Here is a 25,144-nt window from a genome sequence, read left to right as displayed (position 1 = left end):
GCGGGCAGATGGCACGCAGGAAGCCCGGACTAATAAGATGGCATTGAAATCCCCCGCGTTTCGTAAAAAATTCCCGTTGCTGGTCACCGGCGGTCTGCTGGCGATGCAACCTCTGGCCACCTCGTACGTGGTCGCCGCAGAGCAATTCGACTGCCAAGTGTCCGCTGCCGGAGGCTGGGACTGCAAGCCCAAAGCCAACACCGCCACGCTTCCGCCACGCCCGGTGCACGAAGGTGCAGCCGCCAGCTCGACCGGCGAAACCGGTGAGCAGGCAGGCGAAGCCGCTGCCGAGGCCGGCCAGGGTCAGATGCTCGTCACCGAGAGTAAAGGCCGTGGCCTGAAATCCCGCAGTGCCGACTACAGCCACCTGGACTGGGTTCCACGTGATCAGCTCACCCCTGCCCAGCTCGCTGAAACCGGCCCGTATTGTGCCGGTGCCTACATCGAGCCGACCCGTCCGGGCATGGATGACACCACGCCGAAGGACGAAGCACCGACCTTCATTGGCGCCAAGGTGTCCCGTTACCAGCAGGAACAGCAGATCGCCAGCCTCGCCGGTGACGTAGTCATGCGCCAAGGCAGCATGCAGGTTGAAGCCGACGAGGCCAACCTGTACCAGGCCGAGAACCGTGGTGAGCTCAGCGGCAACGTCAAGATCCGTGACAACGGCTCGCTGGTAGTGGGCGATCACGCCGACATCCAGCTCGACACCGGTGAAGCCAAGGTCGACAACGCCGAGTACGTGATGCACAAATCGCGCATTCGCGGTAACGCGCTGTACGCTAAACGTGCTGAAAACGCCATCATTCGCCTCAAGGACGGTACCTACACCACCTGTGAGCCGAACAGCAACGCCTGGCAGCTCAAGGGCAATAACATCACCTTGAACCCGGCCACCGGTTTCGGTACCGCGACCAACGTCACCCTGCGGGTCAAGGATTTCCCGGTGTTCTACACACCGTACATCTACTTCCCGATCGACGACCGTCGCCAGTCCGGCTTCCTGCCACCGTCGTTCAGCACCAGCAGCGATACCGGCTTCATGCTGGTCACGCCGTACTACTTCAACCTGGCGCCGAACTACGATGCCACCTTGTATCCACGCTACATGGCCAAACGTGGCCTGTTGATGGAAGGCGAGTTCCGCTACCTGACCAAGTCCAGTGAAGGTCAGTTCGGTGGTGCTTACCTGAACGACAAGAATGACGATCGCAAAGAGCAGACCGACTACAAAGATCAACGCTGGATGGTCAACTGGCAGCACAAGGGCGGCCTTGACGAGCGCCTGATGACTGAAGTCGACTATACCGACATCAGCGATCCGTTCTACTTCCAGGACCTGGAGTCGGACCAGATCGGTGTTGAAAGCCAGGACTTCATCAACCAGCAGGGTGCGCTTACCTGGCGCGGCGACAGCTACACCGCGCGCTTGAACATGCAGGCGTATGAGCTGGCGACCATCTCGCAGATCACCCCGTATGACAAACTGCCGCAGCTCACCCTCAACGGAATGCTGCCGTATCATCCGGGTGGTTTCAATTTCAGCTATGAAACAGAAGCAGTTCGGTTTGATCGTGACCTGAAGGATGACTTTGTCCTGGATGAAGACGGCCTTCCCGACGCAAGCGCCGGCGCGCCTGGCCGACGACTTGATGAAAACGTTTTCGGCGTAGCTCGATCCAACGGTACTCGTTTGAATGCGGCGCCGAAAATCAGCCTGCCGATGACTGCCACCTACGGGTACCTGACACCTTCGCTCAAGTACATGACGACCCATTACGATCTTGACCTGGACGGCAAGGGCAAGAGCGACCTGGCGAATGCAAGTCCGGAAACCCGAGACTTGCGGGGTGACTTCAGTGGCTCTCAAAATCGCAACGTACCGATTTTCAGCATCGATAGCGGCCTGTACTTCGACCGTAACACCCAGTGGTTCGGCAAGAACTACCGCCAGACGCTGGAGCCGCGCCTGTTCTACCTCTATGTTCCATATGAGGATCAGAAAGACATTCCGATCTTCGACAGTGGCGAGACCACGTTCAACTACGCCTCTCTGTTCCGCGACAACCGATTCGCTGGCATCGACCGCATTGGCGATGAAAACAAACTGTCGCTGGGCGTAACCAACCGCTGGATCGAAGACAACGGCTTCGAACGCCAACGGTTCAGCATCGGTCAGGCGCTGTACTTCAAGGATCGCAAGGTTCAACTTCCAGGCATTGACTGGAAAACCCGAGATGACGCCCAGTCGGATGTTTCGCCTTATGCACTGGAGTATGGCTACCGCTTCAACCGCGACTGGCGCTTCGACTCCGACTTCAACTGGGATCCGGACAGCCGCAGCACCCGTTCGGGCAGCGCGATGTTCCACTACCAGCCTGAAGACAACGTGAACAAGGTCGTGAACCTTGGTTACCGCTACCGCAATGACACGGTCTCCTACAACAGCACTACCGGCCAATGGCAGGTAGGTGGCGGCGACTATGGCACTCCGGGCAGCCCTAACTACGTCAAGGACTACTACAAAATCCAGCAACATGACTTCTCGGTCATGTGGCCGATCGTTCCACAATGGACCGCAATCGCCCGCTGGCAGCACGACTACAACCGCAACCGTACCCTGGAAGCCTTCGGTGGTTTCGAGTACGACAACTGCTGCTGGAAACTGCGTCTGATCAACCGTTACTGGATCGATTACGACGATTTCAGCCAGGCAACCCCGCAAAACGAAAAAGGCGACCACGGCGTCTTCCTGCAGATTGTGCTGAAAGGCCTCGGCGGCGTAGTGGGCAATAAGGTCGAGTCGTTCCTCGACCAGGGCATTCAAGGTTATCGTACACGTGAAGACCAAGCTTACTGATTGTCTGCGCCCGCTGTTGCTGGGCGCTGTATTGCTGAGCGGCGCGGTACATGCCGCCGTTCAGCAACTCGATAGCGTTGTGGCCATTGTCGATAACGACGTGGTCATGAAAAGCCAACTTGACCAGCGCGTGCGCGAAGTCCAGCAAACCATCGCCAAGCGCGGCGGTTCTGCGCCGCCCGCCAGCGTGCTGGACCAGCAGGTACTGGAGCGCCTGATCGTCGAGAACCTGCAGTTGCAGATCGGCGATCGCTCCGGTATTCGCATCACCGACGAAGAACTGAACCAGGCCATCGGCACCATTGCCCAGCGCAACGGCATGAGCCTGGATCAATTCCGCGCCGCCCTGGCCCATGACGGCCTGTCCTACGATGACGCCCGCGAGCAGGTCCGTCGCGAGATGATCATCAGCCGCGTGCGTCAGCGCCGTGTGGCAGAGCGCATTCAAGTGTCGGAGCAGGAAGTGAAGAACTTCCTTGCCTCGGACATGGGCAAGATGCAACTGTCCGAAGAGTTCCGCCTGGCCAACATCCTCGTTCCGACCCCGGAACGTGCTGACGCTGCCACCATCCAGGCAGCAGCCCGCCAAGCAGGTGAAATTTACCAGCAGCTCAAACAAGGCGCCGACTTCGCTCAACTGGCCATCGCCCGTTCGGCGAGCGAAACCGCACTGGAAGGCGGCGAGATGGGCTGGCGTAAAGCGGCTCAGCTGCCACCACCGTTCGACCGCCTGCTCAGCTCCATGGCAGTCGGTGATGTCACCGAGCCGATTCGTACCCCGGGTGGTTTCATCATCCTCAAGCTTCAGGAAAAGCGCGGCGGTCAGGCCATGGTGCGTGACGAAGTGCACGTTCGCCATATCCTGATCAAGCCAAGTGAAATCCGCAGCGAAGAGGCCACCAAGGCGCTGGCGGAAAAACTCTACGAGCGCATCCAGAATGGTGAAGACTTCGCCCAGCTGGCAAAAAGCTACTCGGAAGACCCGGGTTCTGCCCTCAACGGCGGCGACCTGAACTGGATCGACCCGAACGCACTGGTGCCAGAGTTCCGCGAAGAGATGGCCACTGCCCAACAGGGTCAGGTGACCAAGCCGTTCAAGACCCAATACGGCTGGCACGTGCTTGAAGTACTGGGCCGCCGCGCCACCGACAGCACCGAACAGGCGCGTGAGCAACAAGCGATGAACGTACTGCGTAACCGCAAATACGACGAAGAGCTGCAGACCTGGCTGCGCCAGATCCGTGACGAAGCCTACGTTGAAATCAAGCTTCCTGGCGCCGATCAGGCCTCCCAGTGAAACCTCAGCGCTTCGCCCTCACACCCGGCGAACCAGCCGGCATAGGTCCTGACCTGTGCCTGCTGCTCGCCGCGCAAGCCCAGCCGTACCCCCTGATCGCCATCACCAGCCGTGACCTGCTCGCCGAGCGGGCCACGCAACTGGGTGTGGCTGTCAGCCTGATTTGCGTCCAGCCCGGCGCGCTCCCGAACCAGCCTGCCCCTGCTGGCAGCCTGTACGTGTGGGACACACCGCTACAGAACCCCGTGATGGCCGGCCAGCTCGACAAGGCCAATGCCGCCTTCGTGCTGGAAACCCTGACCCGTGCCGGCCAGGGCTGCCTGGACGGGCACTTTGCCGGAATGATCACCGCGCCCGTGCACAAGGGTGTGATCAACGAGAGCGGTATCGCCTTCTCTGGTCACACCGAGTTCCTTGCGGACCTCACCCACACCGCTCAGGTGGTCATGATGCTGGCAACCCGCGGCCTGCGGGTCGCCCTGGTGACCACTCACCTGCCCTTGCGCGATGTGGCCGACGCCATTACCCCTGAGCGCCTGGAGCGCGTCACGCGCATCCTGCACGCAGACCTTCAGCAGAAGTTCGGCATTGCCAGCCCGCGGATCCTGGTCTGTGGCCTGAACCCGCATGCCGGCGAAGGTGGCCACCTTGGCTCGGAAGAAATCGACATCATTGAACCCACATTGGCGCGCCTGCGCAGCGAAGGCATGGACCTGCGCGGCCCGTTGCCTGCCGATACCCTGTTTACCCCCAAATATCTGGAGCACTGCGATGCAGTGCTGGCGATGTACCACGACCAGGGCCTGCCCGTACTCAAGTACAAAGGCTTTGGCGCTGCAGTGAACGTGACCCTGGGCCTGCCGATCATCCGTACCTCGGTCGACCACGGCACTGCCCTGGACCTGGCCGGCAGCGGCAGGATCGACACCGGCAGCCTGCAGGTCGCCCTGGAAACTGCCTACCAGATGGCCGAGACCCGACTATGAGTGAGCAATACCAACACAAGGCGCGTAAGCGCTTTGGCCAGAACTTCCTGCACGACGCCGGCGTCATCGACCGCATCCTGCGCTCGATCAACGCCAAATCTGCAGACCGCCTGCTGGAAATCGGCCCGGGCCAGGGCGCCCTTACCGAAGGCTTGCTGGCCAGCGGCGCGCAGCTGGATGTCGTCGAACTGGACAAAGACCTGGTACCGATCCTCAACCAGCAATTTGCCGGCCGTGACAACTTCAGCCTGCACCAGGGCGACGCCCTGAAATTCGACTTCACCAGCCTTGGCGCGGCGCCCAACAGCCTGCGCGTCGTCGGCAACCTGCCCTACAACATCTCCACACCGCTGATCTTCCACCTGCTCAGCAACGCCGAGCTGATCCGCGACATGCACTTCATGCTGCAAAAGGAAGTGGTCGAGCGCCTGGCCGCGGGCCCGGGCGGTGGTGACTGGGGCCGGCTGTCGATCATGGTTCAGTACCATTGCCGGGTCGAACACCTGTTCAACGTCGGCCCGGGCGCGTTCAATCCGCCGCCAAAGGTCGATTCCGCCATTGTGCGCCTGGTGCCTCACGAAACCCTGCCGCACCCGGCCAAAGACCACCGCCTGCTCGAACGCATCGTGCGCGAAGCGTTCAACCAACGCCGTAAAACCCTGCGCAACACCCTCAAGGCCCTGCTCAGCAGCGACGCCATCGAAGCCGCCGGCGTCGACGGCAGCCTGCGTCCAGAGCAACTGGACCTCGCCGCCTTCGTGCGCCTGGCCGACAAGCTGGCCGAGCAACAAGGCAGCCACTGACGGCAGGTCGACGGCCAGTCATGTGCTCATGACTGGCCGGCACCCCCACCAATGGCCTAGACTGGAGGCAATCGCCGTAACAGCGTCTGTTTCCAAGGCCCCTTGCATGTCAGATCCCCGCTACCAGATCGACGTCAGCGTCGTGACCCGCTTTCTCAAAGACCAATCCGATCCTGAAAACGACCGTTTCGCCTTCGCCTACACCGTGACCGTACAGAACAACGGACTGGTACCTGCCAAGCTCATGTCGCGCCACTGGTTGATCACCAACGGCGATGGCCAGGTCGAAGAAGTGCGTGGCGCCGGCGTAATCGGCCAGCAGCCGCTGATCGACCCGGGCAAAAGCCACACGTACAGCAGCGGCGCCGTCATCACCACCCAGGTCGGCACCATGCAGGGCACCTACCAGATGTTCGCCGAAGACGGTAAGCGCTTCGACGCTGTCATCGCCCCGTTCCGCCTGGCCGTCCCCGGAGCCCTGCACTGATGGCGGTGTATGCCGTCGGCGACCTGCAAGGCTGCCTGCAACCGCTCAAATGCCTGCTTGAACGGGTCAATTTCAACCCGGCTGTCGATCGCCTGTGGCTGGTGGGCGATCTGGTCAACCGTGGCCCGGAATCCCTGAAGACACTGCGCTACCTGTATGCCATTCGCGACTCGCTTGTATGTGTACTCGGCAACCACGACCTGCACCTGCTCGCCGCGTGGAACAACATCGAGCGCCTGAAAAAAAGCGACACGCTGCGCGAAATCATTGATGCCCCTGACGCCAGCGACCTGCTCGACTGGCTGCGTCGGCAAAAGCTGCTGCATTACGACGAGCAGCGCGGTGTGGTGCTCGTACATGCCGGCATTCCCCCGCAATGGACCCTGGGCAAAGCCTTGGCACTGGCGGCTGAAGTCGAAGAGGCGCTGCGCGACGACAGCCGTCTGAAACCGTACCTGGACGGCATGTACGGCAATGAGCCGAACAAATGGAACAAAGACCTGCGCGGCGCGGCGCGCCTGCGGGTCATCACCAACTACTTCACACGCATGCGTTTCTGTACCAGCGAAGGCAAGCTTGACCTGAAGGGCAAGGAAGGCGTCGACACCGCACCACCGGGCTACAAGCCGTGGTTCGCACACAAGGACCGTCGCTCACGCCACGTGAAGATCATCTTCGGCCACTGGGCCGCCCTTGAAGGCCGCTGCAGCGAGCCCAACGTCGTGGCCCTCGACACGGGCTGCGTATGGGGTGGCGCGATGACCCTGTACAACGTCGACAGCGGTGAGTTCCACCGCTGCGACTGCACCGAGCAAGGCACGCTGCGCCCTGCCCCCGCTGCCCATCAACCGGCTAGAATGAACGATCAGTCCTGAAGGAAACCGCCCCCATGAGCGAATTCAAACGCATCCCTCCCGAGCAGGCCCAGGCGCTGCGCGAGCAAGGTGCGGTCGTGGTCGATATTCGCGACCCGCAAACCTATGCCCTCGGCCATATCACCGGCTCCAGGCCCCTGGACAATCACTCGGTCGCCGCCTTCATCCGCGGCGCCGACCTTGATGCACCGACCGTGGTGGTCTGCTACCACGGCAACTCCAGCCAGAGCGCTGCGGCCTACCTGGTCAGCCAGGGCTTTTCCGATGTCTACAGCCTCGACGGCGGCTTTGAACTGTGGCGCGGCACCTACCCGGCAGAAACCGCTCAAGGCTCCGCTGAATAATTTTTTAATATTCCTGCAGCCCGCGTCCTGAGCGGGCTTGCGCCCGACCTGACGAACGGTCGGGCGGAACAATTCATCCAACCGCCCTTGACCTCGCCGAGAACCAACTATCCTTAACCCCAGGCCATCCAAAAAGGGGAGAGCCGGTACACCGGCGTGCGGGTCATCGGTAGCGATTTATAGGTGTTCTGGGGGGTAAACAGCAGTCGGCACTCGTCGATTGCATGCCAGCATCAGCTGACTGATCCGGCGTCGGCTCCACGTATCGAGCGAGGTGACGTCATGAGTATTTTTAGCCACTTCCAGCAACGTTTCGAGTCCACCCGTCAGGAAGAACTATCGCTGCAAGAGTATCTGGAGCTCTGCAAAAGCGATCGCAGTGCTTACGCGTCGGCGGCCGAACGCCTGTTGATGGCCATCGGTGAACCAGAACTGGTCGACACCTCGAACAACTCAAGGCTGTCGCGAATCTTCTCCAACAAGGTGATCCGCCGCTACCCAGCCTTCGAAGACTTCCACGGCATGGAGGAGTGCATCGACCAGATCGTCTCCTATTTCCGCCATGCCGCCCAAGGGCTGGAAGAGAAGAAACAGATCCTCTATCTACTCGGCCCTGTGGGGGGCGGTAAATCCTCGCTGGCCGAAAAGCTGAAGCAACTGATGGAGAAGGTCCCCTTCTATGCCATCAAGGGCTCCCCAGTCTTCGAATCGCCTCTGGGGCTGTTCAATGCCACCGAGGACGGCGCCATTCTTGAAGAAGACTTCGGCATTCCGCGGCGCTACCTGAACACCATCATGTCGCCTTGGGCGACAAAGCGACTGGCCGAGTTCGGGGGCGACATCAGCCAGTTCAAAGTGGTCAAGCTGTACCCGTCGATCCTCAATCAGATTGCCGTGGCCAAGACGGAGCCGGGTGATGAAAACAACCAGGATATTTCTGCCCTGGTCGGTAAGGTCGACATCCGCAAACTTGAGGAGTACCCACAGAACGACGCAGACGCCTACAGCTATTCAGGCGCCCTGTGCCGGGCCAACCAGGGCCTGATGGAATTCGTCGAGATGTTCAAGGCGCCCATCAAGGTACTGCACCCGCTGCTGACCGCCACTCAGGAAGGTAACTACAACAGCACCGAAGGCCTCGGCGCGATCCCCTATTCCGGGATCCTGCTGGCCCACTCCAACGAATCGGAATGGCACAGCTTCCGCAACAACAAGAACAACGAGGCCTTCATCGACCGGATCTACATCGTCAAGGTGCCCTACTGCCTGCGCGTCAGCGATGAAATCAAGATCTACGACAAGCTCCTGTTCAACAGCTCCCTGGCCAAGGCTCATTGCGCGCCTGACACCTTGAAGATGCTGGCCCAGTTCACCGTGCTGTCGCGCCTCAAAGAGCCGGAAAACTCGAACATCTACTCGAAAATGCGGGTCTACGACGGCGAAAACCTCAAGGACACCGATCCCAAGGCCAAGTCGATCCAGGAATACCGCGACGCAGCAGGTGTTGATGAAGGCATGAACGGTCTTTCGACCCGGTTTGCCTTCAAGATCCTGTCGAAAGTCTTCAACTTCGACCCGCACGAGATCGCAGCCAACCCTGTGCACCTGCTGTATGTGCTGGAGCAGCAGATCGAGCAAGAGCAATTCCCGGCGGAAGTACGCGAACGCTACCTGCGCTACCTGAAGGAATACCTGGCACCGCGCTACATCGAGTTCATCGGCAAGGAAATCCAGACTGCATACCTGGAGTCCTACAGCGAATACGGCCAGAACATTTTCGATCGCTATGTGCTGTACGCCGACTTCTGGATTCAGGACCAGGAGTACCGCGACCCGGAAACCGGCGAGATCCTCAACCGTATCGCGCTCAACGAAGAGCTGGAGAAGATCGAGAAGCCGGCAGGCATCAGCAATCCGAAGGATTTCCGCAACGAGATCGTCAACTTCGTACTGCGTGCCCGGGCCAACAACAATGGCAAGAACCCGACCTGGCTCAGCTACGAAAAACTGCGGGTGGTGATCGAGAAGAAAATGTTCTCCAACACCGAAGACCTGCTGCCGGTCATCAGCTTCAACGCCAAAGCCAGCAAAGAGGACCAACAGAAACACAACGACTTCGTCACCCGAATGGTGGAACGCGGCTACACAGACAAGCAAGTTAGGCTGCTCTCGGAATGGTACCTGCGGGTCAGGAAATCGCAGTGACCGAGCTGTAAGTGGCAAGCCGCAAGCTCGACGCCGGGTATTGGCAACCCTCCCGGCCCGACTTGCGGCTTGAAGCTTGAGTCTTCAGCTCCCCGGAGGGGCCTATGAGCTATGTGATCGACCGACGCCTGAACGGCAAGAACAAGAGCACGGTCAACCGCCAGCGCTTTTTGCGGCGTTACCGTGACCACATCAAGAAAGCCGTCGAGGAGGCCGTGAGTCGTCGCTCCATTACCGACATGGAGCATGGCGAGCAAATCAGCATTCCCGGTCGCGACATCGACGAGCCGGTGCTTCACCATGGCCGGGGCGGCAAGCAAACCGTCGTGCACCCGGGCAACAAGGAGTTTACCGCCGGCGAACACATCGCCCGTCCTCAGGGCGGAGGCGGTGGTGGCGGTCGCGGCAAGGCCGGTAATTCTGGTGAAGGGATGGACGAGTTTGTCTTCCAGATTACCCAGGAAGAATTTCTCGAGTTCATGTTCGAAGACCTCGAACTGCCCAACCTGGTGAAACGCCACCTGGCCGGCACAGACACCTTCAAAACCGTACGCGCGGGTATCAGCAACGAAGGTAATCCGTCACGGATCAACATCATCCGTACCTTGCGTTCAGCCCATGCGCGGCGCATTGCCCTGTCTGGCAGCAGCCGCGCCAAATTGCGCGAGGCACAGGAAGAACTCGCTCGACTGAAACGTGAAGAACCAGATAACTTCGGCGATATTCAGGAAATCGAAGCCGAAATAGAGCGATTGAGTGCACGTATCCACCGCGTGCCCTTCCTTGACACTTTCGACCTCAAGTACAACCTGCTGGTCAAGCAACCCAACCCCAGCTCCAAGGCGGTGATGTTCTGCCTGATGGACGTTTCCGGGTCCATGACCCAGGCCACCAAGGACATCGCCAAACGCTTCTTCATCCTCCTGTACCTGTTCCTCAAGCGTAACTACGACAAGATCGAGGTTGTGTTCATCCGCCACCACACCAGTGCCCGCGAAGTGGACGAGGAAGAGTTCTTCTACTCCCGGGAAACCGGCGGCACCATCGTCTCCAGCGCCCTGAAACTGATGCAGGAGATCATGGCCGAGCGCTACCAGGCCAGCGAGTGGAATATCTACGCAGCCCAGGCTTCAGATGGCGACAACTGGAACGACGACTCGCCGATCTGCCGCGAGATACTCACCAAGCAGATCATGCCGTTCGTCCAGTACTACACTTACGTTGAGATCACCCCACGCGAACATCAGGCATTGTGGTTCGAGTATGAACGCATCGGCGAAGCCTTTGCCGATACGTTCGCCCAGCAACAGCTGGTGTCGGCCGGCGATATTTATCCGGTCTTCCGTGAACTCTTCCAGCGCAGGTTAGTGACATGACCGCTAGAGAGCAGAAGCGCCACCCCATTTCTACCGGGTCCGAATGGACATTCGAACTGATCCAGGCCTATGACCGGGAAATCAGCCGCCTGGCCGAGCGCTATGCCCTGGACACTTACCCCAACCAGATCGAAGTGATCACCGCCGAGCAGATGATGGATGCCTACGCCTCCGTCGGCATGCCACTGGGATACCACCATTGGTCTTACGGCAAACACTTCCTCAGCACCGAGAAGTCCTACAGCCGCGGCCAGATGGGCCTGGCCTACGAAATCGTGATCAACTCCGACCCTTGCATTGCTTACCTGATGGAAGAAAACACCATCTGCATGCAGGCGCTGGTGGTTGCGCATGCCTGCTACGGCCACAACAGCTTCTTCAAGGGCAACTACCTGTTCCGCACCTGGACCGATGCCAGCTCGATCATCGATTACCTGGTGTTCGCCAAGCAGTACATCACCCAGTGCGAGGAGCGCCACGGCATCGATGCCGTGGAAGACCTGCTGGACTCCTGCCACGCCCTGATGAACTACGGTGTCGACCGCTACAAGCGCCCCTACCCTATCTCTGCCGAGGAAGAGCGGCGCCGGCAAAAAGAACGTGAAGAGCACCTGCAGAAGCAGATCAACGATCTGTGGCGCACCATTCCCAAAGGCGCCGACAAGAACAGCGAGCGTGACAACGCGCGCTTCCCGGCCGAGCCGCAGGAAAACATCCTCTACTTCATCGAGAAACATGCCCCGCTGCTCGAACCCTGGCAGCGCGAAATCGTGCGCATCGTGCGCAAGATCGCCCAGTACTTCTACCCGCAGCGCCAGACCCAGGTGATGAACGAAGGCTGGGCCACGTTCTGGCATTACACCCTGATGAACGACCTCTACGACGAAGGCCTGGTCACTGACGGCTTCATGATGGAGTTTTTGCAGTCGCATACCAGCGTGGTGTTCCAGCCAGGCTTCGACAGCCCCTACTACAGCGGCATCAACCCTTATGCCCTGGGCTTTGCCATGTACCGGGACATCCGGCGCATGTGCGAGAACCCCACCGAAGAGGACCGTCGCTGGTTCCCCGACATTGCCGGCAGCGACTGGCTGTCGACCATCAAGTTCGCCATGAGCAGCTTCAAGGACGAAAGCTTCATCCTGCAGTACCTGTCACCCACGGTTATCCGTGATCTCAAGCTGTTCAGCATCCTCGATGACGACCAGCGCGATGACCTGCTGGTGCCTGCCATCCATGATGAAGGCGGCTACCGAATCATCCGTGAAACCCTGGCTGCGCAGTACAACCTCGGCAATCGTGAGCCCAATGTGCAGATCTGGAGCATTGATCGCCGTGGCGACCGCTCGCTGACCCTGCGCCATCAGCAGCATGACCGCAAACCCCTGGGTGATTCTACCGAGGAGGTTCTCAAGCACCTGCACCGCCTCTGGGGCTTCGATATCCACCTTGAGACCGTACAAGGCGAGCAAATCATGAAAACCCACCATGTGCCGCCCAAAGGCGAGCACGGGGACGCCGAGTACGGGCGCCTGGACCTGGCCGTCGTGCACCTGTAAGCCGATCCTCCGTTGCTGCCGGACAGGGTATCCTGTGGGCATCAATGGAGGGTTTACATGCAGATCTACAAAGTCGGAGGCGCCGTACGTGATCGCCTGCTCGGTCGGCCGGTCAGCGATATCGACTGGGTCGTCGTCGGTGCGACGGCAGAGCAAATGCTGGCATTGGGTTACCGGCCGGTGGGCAGCGACTTTCCAGTATTCCTCCACCCCAAAAGTGGTGAGGAATATGCGCTGGCGCGCACTGAACGCAAGAGTGGACGCGGCTACGGGGGCTTCACTTTTCACGCCAGCCCCGAGGTTACCCTTGAAGAAGACCTGATCCGGCGCGACCTGACCATCAACGCCATGGCCGAGGATGAGCAGGGCAACGTCAGCGACCCCTATAACGGCCAGAAGGATCTAAAAGACCGAATTTTACGCCATGTATCTCCGGCGTTCGCCGAAGATCCCTTACGCGTGCTGCGCGTCGCCCGCTTTGCCGCGCGCTATGCAGGGCTGGGCTTTACGGTCGCCCCGCAAACCATCGAGCTGATGCGCCAACTGAGCGAGTCCGGCGAGCTGCAGGCCCTTACCGCCGAGCGCAGCTGGAAAGAAATCGCCCGCGCGCTCATGGAGGATCACCCCCAGGTGTTTATCCAGGTGCTACGCGATTGCGGCGCCCTCAAGGAACTGCTGCCTGAACTGGACGCACTGTTCGGCGTGCCTCAGCCTGCAGCCCATCACCCGGAAATCGACAGCGGCCTGCACACCCTCGCCGTGCTCGAACAGGCCGCCCTGCACCAACAGCCGCTTAGCGTGCGCTGGGCCTGCCTGCTGCACGACCTGGGCAAGGGCCTTACGCCCGAGGAAGACTGGCCGCGGCACATCGCTCACGAACAGCGCGGGCTCAAGCTGATCAAGGCGGTCAACCAGCGCTTCAAGGCACCCCGTGACTGTCAGGAACTGGCCCTGCTGGTGGGCGAATACCACACCCACTGCCATCGGGCACTGGAGCTGCGGGCATCGACCTTGCTGGAGCTGTTGCAAAGCTTCGATGTGTATCGCCGCCCCCAGCGCTTCGAGGAATTTATTGCTGCATGCGAGATGGACGCCCGGGGTCGCAAAGGCCTGGAACAGCGCGATTATCCACAGGCTGCGTATTTGCGTGGCGCAGCCGCAGCGGCGCGTGCAGTGCAGGTACAGCCCCTGGTGCAGCAGGGCCTGACCGGTCAGGCGCTGGGCGAGGCGCTCAAGGGCGAGCGATTGAAAGCGCTGAAGGCCTACAAGAACAGTGCCACGTCATAAACCTCATCGCTGGCCAGCCAGCGACGGCGTCAAACTGAAGTCAGCTGCCGTCCGTGCCACTCGAACGGTACGGGCGCCAGTATCTGCCCGATCTGCGCCCCGGCCCACAACTGCCCCATGGTTTTGCCAGCCCCCGGATGCAGCAGGTCCGGCGCGATCAGCGCCAATGGCCACAATACGAACGCATTCTTGAGAATTTCTGCCCGCGGCAATACCAGGCCGTCAAAGCTGCCATGAAGGTCGTTGTACATCAGCACATCGATGTCCAGCGGCAAGCCCTTGCGTTCAGGGGCGTAGCGGCCGTTGTCGGCTTCGATGAACTTGAGCCGGCGATCCAGCTCCATCAGTGGCAACGCGGTCAGGCCGGTGACCACCAGATTGAAGAACGGCCCGCTCTTGATGCCCACGGCCTGGCTTTCGAACACCGCCGAACAGCGCATGTCCTGCAGCACCTCGGCCAAAGCATCAAGCCCTGCCGTCAGATGCCGCTCACGATCGATATTGCTACCCAGCCCGAGGTAAACCCTGTTCAGAGACATCCGCGCTCGATCTCCACGCCTACCCCACTGGCGGCAGGAATCGCACCCGGCTTGGTCAGCTTCAGGTGCAGCCAGGGGATATGGAACTCGCTCATCAACACCGCCGCGAGGCGCTCGGCAAAGGTTTCCACCAGCTGGAACTCGGTTTGCTCGGCAAACGCCTGGATACGTGCGGTCACGCTGGCGTAGTCCAGCGCCAGGGTCAGATCGTCACCCGCCGCTGCAGGACGGTTGTCCCAGGCAAAACGCAGGTCCAGACGCAAGCATTGGCGAATTCCACGCTCCCAGTCATAGGCACCGATAACGGTATCGACTTCCAGGCCTTCGATGAACACTCTGTCCAAGCACTTCTCTCCACTGCACGACAAGGGCGACGGGCGCCGTTAGAATCAGGGCGTCCTCGCCCGGAATAGTTAGCATGTTTTGGTTACTGGCGCTGCTCGCCTACCTGCTTGGCTCGCTGTCCTTTGCCATCGTCCTGAGTCGACTCAACGGTCGTCCGGACCCGCGCATGAGCGGCTCTGGCAATGCCGGTGCAACCAACATGCTGCGCCTGGCCGGCCGCAAACTCGCGATCCTGACCCTGCTTGGCGACCTGTGCAAAGGCATGCTGCCCGTGCTGATCGCCAATCTTGCCGGCCTCGACCTGCAACAACAGGCCTGGATCGGCGTGTGCGCAGTTGTTGGCCACTTGTTCCCGCTGTACTTCCGCTTTCGCGGCGGCAAGGGTGTTGCCACCGCTGCCGGCATTCTGCTGGGGCTATACCCACCGGCAGCACTCCTGGCCATCAGCGCCTGGCTGCTGACCTTCTACCTCACACGCACCAGCTCACTGGCGGCGCTGATTGCCACACCGCTTACCTTGCCATTGCTGGCCTGGCGCGAGCCGGAAGCGCTGTTGCCCATCAGCGTACTGACCGTGCTGATCGTCTGGCGCCACCGCGGCAATCTACGCGACCTTTTTGCCGGCCGCGAACGGCATTTCTGAATCCTGAACCTGAGCACCGCTCATTACAGCGGTGCCAGTTGCTCCATCGGCCAACGCGCCTGAACACTGATTGCCAGGCTTTCCTGCTGACCCGCAGCAAGGCGCTGGCAACCGGCGTAGGCGATCATCGCGCCATTGTCCGTACAGAACTGTGGCCGGGCGTAATACACATTGCCCTTGATGCTCGCCAGCATGTCCTCCAGCGACGTGCGCAACGCCTTGTTGGCACTGACACCACCGGCGATCACCAGGCGCTTGAGGCCCGTCTGCTTCAAGGCACGCTTGCACTTGATGGTCAGAGTTTCCACCACCGCCTGCTGGAAGGCCAGCGACACGTCGCAACGGGTTTGCTCGCCGTCGTCCCCAGCTTGCTGGCACTGCTGCCAGGTGTTGAGGGCAAAGGTCTTCAAGCCGCTGAAGCTGAAATCCAGGCCAGGACGATCGGTCATCGGCCGCGGGAAGACGAAACGCCCGGGCACACCCTGCGTGGCAAGGCGAGCGATTTCCGGGCCGCCCGGATAATTCAGCCCCATCAGCTTGGCGGTCTTGTCGAACGCTTCGCCGGCGGCATCATCAAGCGTTTCGCCCAGCAGTTCGTACTGGCCGATACCGTCTACCCGCACCAGCTGGGTATGGCCGCCAGACACCAGCAAGGCGACGAACGGGAACTCGGGCGGCTGCTCTTCGAGCATCGGCGCGAGCAAATGACCTTCCATGTGGTGCACGCCCAACGCCGGAATGCCCCAGGCAAACGCCAGAGCCTGGGCGCACGAAGCCCCCACCAGCAATGCCCCGACCAGTCCCGGGCCTGCGGTGTAGGCAATGGCGTCAATTTCGGTGGCCACGCAGCCGGCGTCGGCCAGCACCTGGCGAATCAACGGCAGCATGCGTTTGACGTGATCACGCGACGCAAGCTCCGGCACCACGCCGCCATAGGCCCGGTGCAGGTCGATCTGACTGAACAATGCATCGGCCAAAAGACCACGTTCACTGTCGTATAATGCGACGCCGGTTTCGTCGCAGGATGTTTCCAATCCCAGTACTAGCATGGGTCCGCGCCTTGTTTAGGCTGAATTCGAAGGCGCGCATGATAGTCCCCACTCCCGGTGCCGACCAGCGGTTTTCGATCAGAGGCTTTGCATTCCGGCTGGCTAAGGGTTAACATCCGCAACCCTTAAAAACCGACGTTCTCCAGTGCACAGTTTTGCCACGAGTTCGTTGACCCCCGGTAATGAATGAAGGTAGCTCTGGATGCCAGCCGTCAAAGTTAAAGAGAATGAACCCTTCGACGTAGCTCTGCGTCGTTTCAAGCGCTCCTGCGAAAAAGCCGGTGTTCTGGCTGAAGTTCGTAGCCGCGAATTTTACGAGAAGCCGACTTCTGAGCGTAAGCGCAAAGCAGCAGCCGCTGTTAAACGTCACGCCAAGAAAGTTCAGCGCGAACAGCGCCGCGCCGTTCGTCTGTACTAATACAGACGTTCGTCGCAAGCTTCTGCCTCGCCCGGCCCAAAGCCGGGCTGCCGGCAGTCGCAGCTTGATCCTCAGGCATTTATGCCCGAGGCGTTCCATTGCCATGCAGTGCGAACAACCTGCCTGAAACGTCAGAACTGGCCTCAACGCCAGCTGTGCACGTCATTACTGACGAGCCCTCACCGGCTACAGACGAGCACGTCTTTCCGAATTTTGTGTTACGCCATTCGACATCGCTCGAACGCGAAGCCGTTCCCGCAGCATTAGCGATTACACTTGCATATCGCCTGATGATGAGAGTGCCATGGCCGGGCTGATTCCCCAAAGCTTCATCGACGACCTCCTCAACCGTACCGACATCGTCGATGTGGTGAGTTCGCGCGTGCAGCTGAAAAAGGCCGGCAAGAACCTGACGGCCTGCTGCCCGTTCCACAAGGAAAAAACCCCTTCCTTCAGCGTCAGTCCCGACAAGCAGTTTTACTATTGCTTTGGCTGTGGCGCAGGGGGCAACGCCCTTGGCTTCATCATGGACCACGACAACCTGGACTTCCCCCAGGCGGTCGAGGAGCTGGCCAAAGCCGCTGGCATGGAGATACCTCGCGAGGAAAGCGGACGCGGGCACAAGCCCCGGCAACCCACCGACTCGCCGCTGTACCCGCTGCTGGAAGCAGCAGCCGAATTTTATCGCCAGGCCCTAAAGAGCCACCCGACACGTCGTTCAGCCGTTGAGTACCTCAAAGGTCGCGGCCTGTCCGGGGAGATCGCTCGCGATTTTGGCCTGGGCTATGCCCCTCCTGGCTGGGACAACCTGTTCAAACACCTGAGCAGCGATACCCTGCAGCAGAAAGCCATGATCGACGCCGGCCTGCTGATCGAGAACGCCGAGTCGGGCAAGCGCTACGACCGCTTCCGCGACCGGGTCATGTTTCCGATCCGCGACAGCCGCGGGCGGGTGATTGCCTTCGGCGGCCGCGTGCTGGGTGACGACAAACCCAAGTACCTGAACTCCCCGGAAACCCCGGTTTTCCACAAGGGTCAGGAACTGTACGGGCTGTACGAGGCACGCAAATTCAACCGCAACCTCGATGAAATCATCGTGGTTGAAGGCTACATGGACGTCATCGCCCTGGCCCAGCAAGGCCTGCGCAATGCGGTAGCGACCCTGGGCACAGCCACCAGCGAAGAGCACCTCAAGCGACTGTTTCGCGTCGTGCCCAGCGTGCTGTTCTGCTTCGACGGCGACCAGGCCGGCCGCAACGCCGCCTGGCGCGCGCTGGAGGCCGCCCTGTCGAGCCTGCAGGACGGGCGCAAGGCGCGCTTTCTGTTTTTGCCCGAAGGCGAAGACCCGGACACCTTGATCCGCGCCGAAGGCACTGACGCCTTCCGCGCCCGCATCAACCAGCATGCCCAACCCCTGGCCGACTACTTTTTCCAGCAACTGACCGAAGAAGCCGACCCGCGCTCGCTCGAGGGCAAGGCCCATATGGCCACCCTGGCAGCACCGTTGATCGAAAAAGTGCCGGGCGCCAACTTGCGCGCCCTGATGCGCAATCGCCTCAAGGAAATCACCGGGCTGGACAACCAGCAGGTCGAACAACTGAGCCACAGCGCACCGGCAGAAGCACCGCCCAGCTACGACCCCGGGATCGATTACGACGCCATTCCCGACTACACGCCGGACTACGGCGACTTCCAGCAACCCGACTTCGCACCGGCGCAGCAAGCGTGGACGCCGAACAAGGGCGGCAAGAAGAAATGGGACGGCAAACCCTGGGACAAGAAGGGCAAACCCTGGGGGCGCAACGGTCAGCAGCAGGACCCGCCGCCGCGGGTACCGACTTCGGTAGAACCCCCGACGTTGAGCGCTCTGCGCACCTTGCTGCACCACCCGCAACTGGCGAAAAAAGTCGAGGATGCAGGCCACTTCGCCGCCGAAGAACACGTCTACGCCCAGTTGCTGGTGGCGCTGCTCGAGGCCCTGCAAAAGAATCCTGAGCTACGCTCACTACAGCTGATTGCACGCTGGCACGGCACCGAACAAGGTCGCCTGTTGCGTGCACTGGCAGAAAAGGAATGGCTGATCGATGCCGATAACCTTGAACAACAGTTTTTCGACACCATAACTAGCTTGTCCGCTCGCCAACGCGAGCGAACCCTGGAACATTTGCTCAGAAAAGCACGTCAAAGTGAGTTGAGCGCAGAGGAAAAAAACCAGCTGCGCGACCTGCTGAGCCGTAATGTTCCCGCACAAACCCCGACCTCAACTGGCGCGTGAGGTCCTAGCTCGGGTATAATCCTCGGCTTGTTTTTTGCCCGCCAAGACCTTCAGTGGATAGGGTGTTATGTCCGGAAAAGCGCAACAGCAGTCTCGCATCAAAGAGTTGATCACCCGCGGTCGTGAGCAGGGCTACCTGACTTACGCGGAGGTCAACGACCACCTGCCAGAGGATATTTCAGATCCGGAGCAGGTGGAAGACATCATCCGCATGATCAACGACATGGGGATCAACGTATTCGAGAGTGCTCCGGATGCGGATGCCCTTTTGTTGGCCGAAGCCGACACCGACGAAGCCGCAGCTGAAGAAGCCGCTGCTGCGTTGGCGGCTGTGGAAACCGATATTGGTCGCACGACAGACCCGGTGCGCATGTACATGCGTGAAATGGGTACCGTCGAACTGCTGACCCGTGAAGGCGAGATCGAAATCGCCAAGCGTATCGAAGAAGGTATTCGCGAAGTCATGGGTGCTATTGCCCACTTCCCGGGTACTGTCGACTACATCCTCAGCGAATACGATCGTGTAACCGCCGAAGGTGGCCGCCTGTCGGACGTCCTCAGCGGTTACATCGACCCGGACGACGGCATTGCCCCGCCGGCCGAAGTACCGCCGCCCATCGATCCGAAAGCCCCGGCCAAGGCCGAGGATGAGGACGAGGACGAAGAGAAGGATGGTGACGAGGAAGAGGAAGAGACCGAAAGCGGTCCCGATCCTGAAGTTGCCCGTCAGCGCTTCGGTGCCGTTCAGGAACAACTGAACGCTACCCTCAAGGTACTGAAGAAGAACGGTCGTCAGCACAAGGACAGCCTCAAGGCGATGCTTGAGCTGGCCGAGCTGTTCATGCCGATCAAGCTGGTGCCCAAGCAGTTCGAAGTGCTGGTCGAGCGCGTTCGTGGTGCCCTGGACCGTCTGCGTCAGCAAGAGCGCGCGATCATGCAACTGTGTGTCCGTGACGCACGCATGCCCCGTGCCGACTTCCTGCGCCTGTTCCCGAGCAACGAGACCGACCAGACCTGGAGCGGCGATCTTTCCAAGCGCAGCACCAAGTGGGCCGCAGCACTGGGCGAGAAAAACGACGCCATCGTCGCTTGCCAGCAAAAGCTGATCGACCTGGAGACCGAAACCGGTCTGACCATTGCCGAGATCAAGGACATCAACCGTCGCATGTCGATCGGTGAAGCCAAGGCTCGTCGGGCGAAGAAAGAGATGGTCGAGGCCAACCTGCGTCTCGTGATCTCCATCGCCAAAAAGTACACCAACCGCGGCCTGCAGTTCCTCGACCTGATCCAGGAAGGCAACATCGGCCTGATGAAGGCGGTGGACAAGTTCGAATACCGTCGTGGTTACAAGTTCTCGACCTATGCCACCTGGTGGATTCGTCAGGCGATCACCCGTTCGATCGCCGACCAGGCCCGCACCATCCGTATTCCGGTGCACATGATCGAGACGATCAACAAGCTCAACCGTATTTCCCGGCAGATGTTGCAGGAAATGGGTCGCGAACCGACCCCGGAAGAGCTGGGTGAACGCATGGAAATGCCTGAGGACAAGATCCGCAAGGTATTGAAGATCGCCAAAGAGCCGATCTCCATGGAAACCCCGATCGGTGACGACGAAGATTCGCACCTGGGTGACTTCATCGAAGACTCGACCATGCAGTCGCCAATCGATGTCGCCACGGTTGAAAGCCTCAAGGAAGCGACCCGTGACGTGCTCTCCGGTCTGACCGCTCGCGAAGCCAAAGTGCTGCGCATGCGTTTCGGTATCGACATGAACACCGATCACACCCTCGAAGAGGTCGGCAAGCAGTTCGACGTGACCCGTGAGCGGATCCGTCAGATTGAAGCCAAGGCGCTGCGCAAGCTGCGCCACCCGACGCGAAGCGAGCACCTGCGCTCCTTCCTCGACGAGTGATGACGAACCCCGGCCCAGGCCGGGGTTTTTCTTTTGCTCGATCAGAAACTTTAAGACCTAACGCACTTCCCCGCCGCCGAAATGCCCGTCTACACTCGAATCAGTTTACCTGTGTGACGAGGCCGTTATGCCCAAAATGCCGGCCCTTCTGTTGCTGCTTCAGCTGTTCTGGAGTGCAACGGCCGGCGCCTTGACCCTGACCAACGAAGAACAAGCCTGGCTCAGCGCGCATCCGCAGCTGCGCCTGGGCATCGATGCGTCCTGGCCACCGTTTGAATACCGTGACCCGGATGGCCGCTACCAGGGATTGGCTGCCGACTACATTGCCCTTCTTCAGGAACGACTGGGGGTGGCGTTCAAGCCGGTCGAGCCGTCCAGCTGGACTGCCGTGCTGAACCAGGCCCAGGAAAACAAACTGGACCTGCTCCCCGGCATCATGTCGACACCGGAGCGCCAGGCTTACCTGGCCTTTACCCGCCCGTACCTGGACTTCCCGATTGTCATTCTGGCCCATGAAGGCGGCGCCCAACCGCGGACCCTCAAGGACCTCTACGGCCTGAAGATCGCCGTTGTCGAAAACTATGCGCCCCATGAATTGCTGCGCACCCATCACCCGGACCTGAACCTGGTCGCCCTGCCCAACGTCAGCTCAGCACTTCAGGCCCTGGCCACCGATGAGGTGGACGCCGTAGTCGGTGACCTGGCGTCGAGTGTCTGGAGCCTGCGTCAGCTCAAGCTGGAAGGTTTGTATGTCAGCGGTGAGACGTCCTACCGCTATCAGTTGGCCATGGCGGTGCCACGGGACCAGAAGATCCTTGCCGGCATCATCGACAAGGTCATGACCGACATGAGCCCCAGCGAGGTCAACGACATTCAGGAGCGTTGGGTTGGCAAGGTTCTCGATCATCGCAACCTCTGGCAGGACCTGTTGCTCTACGGCCTGCCCGGCATCCTGTTGCTGGTGGCGATCCTGGCGGCGGTCATCCGCATCAACAGGCGCTTGAGTTCAGAGATCTCCCGACGCATTGCCCTCGAGCAAGAACTGCGCAGCAGTGAATATCATTACCGCGGCCTGGTCGAGAGCCTCTCCGCAATCGCCTGGGAAGCCGACGCCAACGACTTCACCTACAACTATGTTTCGCCACATGCCGAAGACCTCCTCGGCTATCCCTTGAGCCAGTGGCTGCGGCCGGGCTTCTGGCGCAGCATCATTCACCCCGACGATGCACTCTGGGCCCACGCGTTCTGTGACAGCGAAACCGCTGCCGGGCGCGACCACAGCCTTGAGTACCGGGTTATCTGCGCCGATGGCCGCTGCCTGTGGGTACGCGATATCGTCAGCCTGATCGAGCACGGGCACAAGCCGGTGATGCGCGGGCTGATGATCGACATCAGCGAAACCAAGAATGCCGAAGACGCCCTGCGACTCTCGGAGCAAAAGTTTGCCTCGGTGTTCCAGCAATGCCCCGACATTCTCTTCATTGCCCGCCTTAGCGACGGTTGCCTGCTGGAGGTCAACGAGGCCTTCGAAGAGCAGATCGGCCTGAGCTCGGAACAGGTCATCGGCCGCACCGCGAGCGAGCTGAATATCTGGGGGCTCGAAGGTGCGGACCCCGAGCTGCTGCGGCGTTTGCAGTCCGGCAGTATCCGCAACATGGAAACCCTGTTCCGGCGCAGCAACGGTCAACAGTTCACCGGCCTGATTTCGGCCGAGACATTCGAGCTCGACAGTACCCCGGCGCTGGTTGTCGCCGTGCGCGACATCACCCAGCTCAAGCAGACCCAGGAGCAACTGCAAACCTCGGAAGAGAAATTTGCCAAAGCCTTCCACGCCTCACCCGACGGCCTGCTGCTGTCGCGCCAGAGCGACGGCCTGCTGTTGGAAGTCAACGAAGGCTTTTGCCGCCTGACCGGCTTCGACAGCCACACCTCCCTGGACCAGACGTCCCTGGATCTGGGCATGTGGGTAGACCTCAACGAGCGCAAGCGGCTGCTGGAGCTGCTGCACAGAGACGGCTTTGTACGGGACTTTACCTGCCACATCCGCCGCAGCGACGGCCAGATACGCCTGTGCGAATTGTCGGCCAGGCCACTGCCGATTGCCGGCGTCGGCTGCATGCTGACCATCGCCCGCGACATCACCGAACGCCACTTGATGCAGGAAAAACTGCAGCTGGCTGCCACGGTGTTCGAAAACACCGCAGAAGGCGTGTTGATCACCGACACCGAGCAACGCATCAGCGCGGTCAACCGGGCCTTCAGCGAGATCACCGGCTACAGCGAATTTGAAGCGCTGAGACAGACTCCGCGCTTGCTCGCCTCCGGTCAGCATGACAGCGCCTTCTACGCGGCCATGTGGCACCAGCTGACCGCCGAGGGGCACTGGCAAGGTGAAATTCAAAACCGGCGCAAGAATGGTGAGCTTTACCCCAGTTGGCTGACCATCAGCGCCGTGCGCAACAGCGAGCGGGTTGTCACTCACTTTGTCGCGGTGTTTGCCGATATCTCCAGCCTCAAGCACGCGCAAGCCAAACTCGATTACCAGGCGCATCACGATCCGCTTACCGGCCTGCCCAACCGCACGCTGTTCGAAAACCGTCTGCAAGCCGCGCTTAACTGCGCACAGACTTCGAAGCGTCAGGGCGCTGTGCTGTTTCTGGACCTGGACCGTTTCAAACACATCAATGACAGCCTCGGCCACCCGGTCGGCGACCTGTTGCTCAAAGGCATCGCCCAGCGCCTGAAGGAGCAGGTGCGCGACATCGACACCGTGGCACGCCTGGGTGGTGACGAGTTCATCATCCTCCTGCCCGGCCTGCACCAACCCAGCGATGCCAGCCATATCGCCAACAAACTGCTGGCCTGCTTCGGCGCCCCGTTCCAGGCAGGCGAACACGAGTTCTTCACCAGCGCCAGTATCGGCACCAGCCTTTATCCACAGGACGGCACCGATGTTGCCTCGCTGATCCGCAATGCCGACGCGGCGATGTACCGATCCAAGGCCAAAGGCCGTAACCGCGTCGAATGCTACACCCGCGACCTCACTGCCCAGGCCAGCGAGCGTATCGCGCTCGAGCATGAGTTGCGCCGGGCCGTAGAGCGCAATGAGCTGAGCCTGAGCTACCAGCCCAAGTTCAGCCTTAAGACCCAAAGCCTGGTCGGTGCCGAAGCACTGATCCGCTGGACGCACCCCGTACTTGGCGAGGTGCCGCCGGAACACTTCATCTCGTTAGCTGAAGAAAACGGCATGATCCTGCAACTGGGTGACTGGGTGCTGGAACAAGCCTGTCGCCAGATGCAGAGCTGGAAACGGGACTACCTCGCGTTCGGGCCGTTGTCGGTGAACCTGGCGGGTGCTCAACTGCGCCAGCCCAGCCTGATCAAACGTATCGAGCAACTGCTCAAGACCCACCAACTCAGGGCCGGCGACCTGCAACTGGAGATCACCGAAAACTTCATCATGAGTCAGGCCGAAGAAGCGCTGGCCATCCTCCACCAGCTCAAACACCTGGGTGTGCAACTGGCCATCGATGACTTCGGCACAGGCTACTCCTCGTTGAGTTACCTCAAGCGCCTGCCACTGGATATCCTCAAGATCGATCAGTCGTTCATCCGCGGCCTGCCCGATGACCCCCATGATGCCGCCATTGCCCGCGCGATCATCGCCCTGGGACGCAGCATGCAATTGACGATCATTGCCGAGGGCGTCGAGAACCAGGCCCAGCAACGGTTCCTGGCCGCCGAAGGTTGCGAGCAGATCCAGGGCTACATTGTCAGCCTGCCACTGCCCGCCGAAGAATTCGCTGCAACGTTTCTTCGTATAGCAGTTTCAGATCTTTCGGATAGCACAGCCCGGAAACCCTCGTTATAATCCGCGACCA

Annotated in this window: 19 protein-coding genes; 16 read left to right on the top strand and 3 right to left on the bottom strand. The window is 60.4% G+C overall.

Translation table 11 applies throughout. The features are described 5' to 3' along the window. Nucleotides 1-37: 37 nt before the first annotated feature. The 11 genes from I5S59_RS12480 (at nucleotide 38) to I5S59_RS12430 (ending at nucleotide 14,079) form a co-directional block, all read left to right on the top strand. Entirely contained in the window at nucleotides 38-2,860 is a 2,823-nt protein-coding gene (locus I5S59_RS12480) for an LPS-assembly protein LptD (protein ID WP_197876897.1), read from the top strand. Then, complete coding sequence (surA, locus tag I5S59_RS12475) at nucleotides 2,841-4,157, top strand: peptidylprolyl isomerase SurA (protein ID WP_197876896.1); 1,317 nt, start codon at nucleotides 2,841-2,843, stop codon at nucleotides 4,155-4,157. The genes I5S59_RS12480 and surA overlap by 20 nt, the downstream gene beginning before the upstream one ends. Beyond that, nucleotides 4,154-5,143, top strand: coding sequence for a 4-hydroxythreonine-4-phosphate dehydrogenase PdxA (pdxA, locus tag I5S59_RS12470; protein WP_197876895.1), 990 nt, complete (start codon nucleotides 4,154-4,156; stop codon nucleotides 5,141-5,143). The genes surA and pdxA overlap by 4 nt, the downstream gene beginning before the upstream one ends. Beyond that, nucleotides 5,140-5,946, top strand: coding sequence for a 16S rRNA (adenine(1518)-N(6)/adenine(1519)-N(6))-dimethyltransferase RsmA (gene rsmA / locus I5S59_RS12465; RefSeq protein WP_197876894.1), 807 nt, complete (start codon nucleotides 5,140-5,142; stop codon nucleotides 5,944-5,946). The genes pdxA and rsmA overlap by 4 nt, the downstream gene beginning before the upstream one ends. A 106-nt stretch (nucleotides 5,947-6,052) precedes the next feature. Next, nucleotides 6,053-6,433, top strand: coding sequence for a Co2+/Mg2+ efflux protein ApaG (gene apaG, locus I5S59_RS12460; protein WP_197876893.1), 381 nt, complete (start codon nucleotides 6,053-6,055; stop codon nucleotides 6,431-6,433). Next, entirely contained in the window at nucleotides 6,433-7,308 is an 876-nt protein-coding gene (locus I5S59_RS12455) for a symmetrical bis(5'-nucleosyl)-tetraphosphatase (RefSeq protein WP_197876892.1), read from the top strand. The genes apaG and I5S59_RS12455 overlap by 1 nt, the downstream gene beginning before the upstream one ends. Nucleotides 7,309-7,322: 14 nt before the next feature. Next, nucleotides 7,323-7,652, top strand: a complete 330-nt coding sequence (glpE, locus tag I5S59_RS12450; protein ID WP_197876891.1) for a thiosulfate sulfurtransferase GlpE — start codon at nucleotides 7,323-7,325, stop codon at nucleotides 7,650-7,652. A 282-nt stretch (nucleotides 7,653-7,934) separates the two neighbouring features. Then, entirely contained in the window at nucleotides 7,935-9,857 is a 1,923-nt protein-coding gene (locus I5S59_RS12445; RefSeq protein ID WP_028942155.1) for a PrkA family serine protein kinase, read from the top strand. Between the two features lie 104 nt (nucleotides 9,858-9,961). Beyond that, nucleotides 9,962-11,233 (top strand): YeaH/YhbH family protein, encoded by a 1,272-nt coding sequence (locus tag I5S59_RS12440; RefSeq protein WP_028942156.1) that lies wholly within the window; start codon nucleotides 9,962-9,964, stop codon nucleotides 11,231-11,233. Continuing rightward, complete coding sequence (locus tag I5S59_RS12435; RefSeq protein ID WP_197876890.1) at nucleotides 11,230-12,792, top strand: SpoVR family protein; 1,563 nt, start codon at nucleotides 11,230-11,232, stop codon at nucleotides 12,790-12,792. The genes I5S59_RS12440 and I5S59_RS12435 overlap by 4 nt, the downstream gene beginning before the upstream one ends. A gap of 57 nt (nucleotides 12,793-12,849) precedes the next feature. Continuing rightward, entirely contained in the window at nucleotides 12,850-14,079 is a 1,230-nt protein-coding gene (locus tag I5S59_RS12430; RefSeq protein ID WP_197876889.1) for a multifunctional CCA addition/repair protein, read from the top strand. A 29-nt stretch (nucleotides 14,080-14,108) separates the two neighbouring features. Here the strand turns inward: I5S59_RS12430 and folK are convergent, their stop codons facing one another. Both folK and folB read right to left on the bottom strand, forming a co-directional pair. Further along, nucleotides 14,109-14,618, bottom strand: a complete 510-nt coding sequence (folK, locus tag I5S59_RS12425; RefSeq protein WP_197876888.1) for a 2-amino-4-hydroxy-6-hydroxymethyldihydropteridine diphosphokinase — start codon at nucleotides 14,616-14,618, stop codon at nucleotides 14,109-14,111. Continuing rightward, a complete protein-coding gene (folB, locus tag I5S59_RS12420) occupies nucleotides 14,609-14,962 on the bottom strand; it encodes a dihydroneopterin aldolase (protein WP_197876887.1) in 354 nt (117 codons plus the stop codon). Before folB ends, folK begins: the two co-directional genes overlap by 10 nt. 74 nt (nucleotides 14,963-15,036) lie before the next feature. Here folB and plsY point away from each other — a divergent pair, with 74 nt between their 5' ends. Beyond that, nucleotides 15,037-15,606 carry a glycerol-3-phosphate 1-O-acyltransferase PlsY gene (plsY, locus tag I5S59_RS12415; RefSeq protein WP_197876886.1) on the top strand — a complete coding sequence of 190 codons (570 nt, stop codon included), beginning with the start codon at nucleotides 15,037-15,039 and terminating at the stop codon, nucleotides 15,604-15,606. A gap of 23 nt (nucleotides 15,607-15,629) precedes the next feature. On the opposite strand, the gene tsaD is transcribed toward plsY, so the two are convergent. After that, entirely contained in the window at nucleotides 15,630-16,655 is a 1,026-nt protein-coding gene (gene tsaD, locus I5S59_RS12410; protein ID WP_197876885.1) for a tRNA (adenosine(37)-N6)-threonylcarbamoyltransferase complex transferase subunit TsaD, read from the bottom strand. A gap of 202 nt (nucleotides 16,656-16,857) precedes the next feature. Between tsaD and rpsU the strand changes: the two genes are divergently transcribed. The 4 genes from rpsU to I5S59_RS12390 all read left to right on the top strand — a co-directional run bounded on the left by rpsU (nucleotide 16,858) and on the right by I5S59_RS12390 (nucleotide 25,134). After that, on the top strand, nucleotides 16,858-17,073 hold the full coding sequence (gene rpsU, locus I5S59_RS12405) for a 30S ribosomal protein S21 (protein WP_002551877.1): 216 nt from the start codon (nucleotides 16,858-16,860) through the stop codon (nucleotides 17,071-17,073). 304 nt (nucleotides 17,074-17,377) lie between these two features. Continuing rightward, entirely contained in the window at nucleotides 17,378-19,348 is a 1,971-nt protein-coding gene (gene dnaG, locus I5S59_RS12400) for a DNA primase (RefSeq protein WP_197876884.1), read from the top strand. A gap of 67 nt (nucleotides 19,349-19,415) precedes the next feature. Then, entirely contained in the window at nucleotides 19,416-21,263 is a 1,848-nt protein-coding gene (gene rpoD, locus I5S59_RS12395; protein ID WP_197876883.1) for an RNA polymerase sigma factor RpoD, read from the top strand. Between the two features lie 127 nt (nucleotides 21,264-21,390). After that, nucleotides 21,391-25,134, top strand: coding sequence for a bifunctional diguanylate cyclase/phosphodiesterase (locus I5S59_RS12390; RefSeq protein WP_197876882.1), 3,744 nt, complete (start codon nucleotides 21,391-21,393; stop codon nucleotides 25,132-25,134). Nucleotides 25,135-25,144: the final 10 nt, after the last annotated feature.

Source organism: Pseudomonas alkylphenolica (assembly GCF_016009175.1).
Lineage (GTDB): Bacteria > Pseudomonadota > Gammaproteobacteria > Pseudomonadales > Pseudomonadaceae > Aquipseudomonas > Aquipseudomonas alkylphenolica_B.
The sequence above is the reverse complement of the archived record's forward strand: the minus strand, read 5'-3'. Positions and strand labels throughout refer to the sequence as shown.